This window comes from Clostridium sp. KLE 1755 (genome assembly GCF_000466465.2).
GTDB lineage: Bacteria > Bacillota > Clostridia > Lachnospirales > Lachnospiraceae > Eisenbergiella > Eisenbergiella porci.
In genome coordinates, this window is the sequence record NZ_KE992662.1 from 1 (window position 1) to 2,475 (window position 2,475).

The following is a 2,475-nucleotide window of genomic DNA, read 5'->3' on the forward strand; positions in this document are numbered from 1 at the left end:
AATAATTAGGGAAAGTGACTTTTCCCGATGGGTTAACTATATCAGAAATCTTCATCATTTACAAGCAGGTTGAACAAGCCCCAAAATATTAAATGTAAATGACGTGGCGCAGGACGCCACCCCCAAGCCCCTTACTGAAATGCAGGCAGAAAATCCGGACATTTACATACTTGCACAAAGCACCTGCATTGAAACAAACAAAACATCCCTTGGATCCATTATGATAATCGGAACAGTTTTCTCCGTGCTTCTGCTGGTCATGGCGACCTGTTTTCTTATCCCACGCAGGATAACCGTTAGATTTCAAAAGACAGCGTTACGGAAAGATTACGGCTGACGGAGTAGCGGCAGGCGATCAATCTGCGGCAGGATTATTATAAAAAAGTATCCGCAAATGAAATAGGGAGGCTGCCCGGCATCAGTGCCATGGCAGTCACCCTTTTTTTTCGTTCTGTTACCTTCCGGCTGCTGCGTGAACAGCGCGCCGCCGGGTACAGGCTTTATTTATTGTCCTGGATTTTTCCATTTAATATGGGGCTTCACTCTTCCTCAGGTTCATAGGAAAAGAAATCAAAGGAAGCAAAGTTCTCCCCTTCCCTGCCGTTTCCGCTGGCGAACATCCCCACATATGTGCCTACAAATCCGCCTGCGGTTTCAGAGCCCAGGAAGCCTCCGTCCAGATCGGAAGCCAGCACAGAAACTTCGCCGTCGGCGTCCGTCGCACAAAAGGTATTCTTCTGTCCCTCCGCTTTCAGCTCCAACAGCACCGTGTCCGAATTCCATTCCATTTCACTGCAGATTTCCTTCTGGTAAGGCCTTTTCACATCATGGAAGGTGATTTCCCCATCCTGGGTCAGGTATCCCTTTACCACCCGGAGCAGACGCTTCCCATTTTCCCTTGTCAGCTCCGCCCTCAGACAATGATAATTGTTCTGCAGCAGAATCAGTCCCGCCGTCTGCTTTTCCTCCGGCGCAAAATGCATCCGGGTCCGGGCGGTATAGCTCATATGCTGCTGCCTGCGTCCCACGAATCCGGCACAGTTTACGTTGGGCAACTCCCCTGCATGGATTTTTTCCATGGTTTCTTCGTCCGTCGGTTCCATCGGCCTGGCAGCCGCCCTGATTTTCAAAGCGCCATCCTCCAGCCGGAACATGCCTTCCTGTGGGGTCCCCAGATAATTCCACGGAAATCCCAGCTTATCCCCGTCAAAATCATCCATACCCCAGGCTGTTTCCGTGGGTGACTCCGGCAGATCCGGCGCAGGATAGGTCCAATCCAGCTTTCCGGTGCCGGGACATACCACAGGCCAGCCGTTTTCCCATATCATGGGGGCAATAAAGGTTTCCCGTCCCATGTTTTTGTGATAACCGCCGTAGGGCCTGGAGGCCAGCATCACCATATACCAGCTGCCGTCCTGCAGCTGTACAATATCCGCATGTCCGGTGTTGGCGATTTCCGCCTGCATCCCCAGATGTCTGTGGGTCATGATGGGATTGCCGTCATAGCCTGTGTATTCTCCCATCACCTCTTTGCTCCTCGCAATGGTTACCGCATGGAAATGCTCCGTGCCGCCCTCCGCGATCAAAAGATAATACCAGCCGTCCTTTTTATACAGATGGGGCGCTTCCGGGCACCAGGCCAGCACCTGGGAGCCGCCCCAGATGTCCTTCTTTTCCCCCACAAGCCGGAATTCCTGCAAATCGATTTCACTGATCCAGATATGGTTGTGCCGCATATCCCCGGTTCCGGTTCCCGTATAATAAGCTTTTCCGTCATCATCCCAGAACAGAGAAGGATCGATGCCCACCGCCCCCTCAATCCAGTGCGGCTCCGACCACGGCCCCGCCGGATCCTCTGCCGTAACAATAAAGTTCCCGCCATGATCCACATTGGTTGTGATCATATAAAATACCCCGTCATGGAAACGCAGTGTAGGTGCAAAAATACCTCCTGAAATCCAGTCCGCTCCCAGAGGCAGCTGTGACGGCCGGTCCAGAACGTGCCCTATCTGCTCCCAGTGCGCCAGATCCCGGCTATGGAAAATCGGCACTCCCGGGAAAAAAGAGAAGGATGAAGTTACCATATAAAAATCATCCCCCACCCTCACAATGGATGGATCCGGATAAAAGCCCGGCAGCAGCGGATTCTTAATTTCATAGCTCATGATATGTTTCCTCCCTTGGTCCGTGTATTACAGATACATGGTAATCAGTGCCGCTCCCATGGGCGGCAGAGTCAAGGTTATTGTACCATCTTTTAACTCCATTGTCTCTTCCTTCATACAGGAGGCGGCGGCTATAAGCCAGCTGTTGTTTGTATAATACAAATAATCATGCAGTATTTTTTTCATAAACCCTCTGTTTCTATATTTCTGAATTGTATATTTTCTGTGATTTTTTATAGGAAAATAAAAAAAGCGTGTACAATATCCCTGTAAAACAGAAAATGATCTCTCGGAATCTTGATTGATCATG

2 protein-coding genes are annotated in these 2,475 nt (G+C 50.3%); both read right to left on the reverse strand.

The annotated features are described in order from the left end of the window. Nucleotides 1-539: 539 nt before the first annotated feature. Nucleotides 540-2,165, reverse strand: coding sequence for a glycoside hydrolase family 43 protein (locus HMPREF1548_RS04070; protein WP_021634505.1), 1,626 nt, complete (start codon nucleotides 2,163-2,165; stop codon nucleotides 540-542). 27 nt (nucleotides 2,166-2,192) lie between these two features. Then, nucleotides 2,193-2,351: a hypothetical protein gene (locus tag HMPREF1548_RS29355; protein ID WP_157065634.1), complete on the reverse strand. Its 159-nt coding sequence runs from the start codon at nucleotides 2,349-2,351 to the stop codon at nucleotides 2,193-2,195. Between the last annotated feature and the right edge of the window lie 124 nt (nucleotides 2,352-2,475).